The organism is Ensifer sp. 2TAB8 (assembly GCF_052115125.1).
In the GTDB taxonomy this organism is placed as follows: domain Bacteria; phylum Pseudomonadota; class Alphaproteobacteria; order Rhizobiales; family Rhizobiaceae; genus Ensifer.
In genome coordinates, this window is sequence record NZ_JBFRGB010000097.1 from 1 (window position 1) to 394 (window position 394).

The 394-nt window shown below is 67.6% G+C and carries 1 protein-coding gene; it reads left to right on the plus strand.

From position 1 onward, the window contains the following. A partial coding sequence (locus AB4Z53_RS35510) for a hypothetical protein (RefSeq protein WP_441600128.1) occupies positions 1-394 on the plus strand: 394 nt, incomplete at both ends.

A 394-nucleotide genomic window follows, 5' to 3' on the forward strand; every position in this document is an offset into this window, starting at 1 on the left:
GCTACGAGTTCAAGGCGGATGCTGCGACGGTCGGCGCATCTGTTCCGATCACCGGCAACTACACGGTGACGGACGGCGACGGTGACACGTCGACGGCAAACTTCGGYTTCTCGGTGACGGATGCCAACAAGCCGACRGGCGGTGTGGCGKCTGCGAATGTCGACGATGACGGTCTTGYCGGCGCCAACCCGGCCCCGGTTGCCGGTGCGGCGAGCTTCTCGGGCACGCTCGGCGGCAGCGTCGGTCYGGACGGCGCAGGCGCGAACGGCTTCTCGTTTGCCGGTCTGCATGGCACGAGCGGCACGGTCGGCCAGGAGACGGTCAACTACAGCTGGAGCGGCAACATCCTGACGGCGACGGGTCCGCGCGGCGTTCTGTTCACGGTGACCGTGAC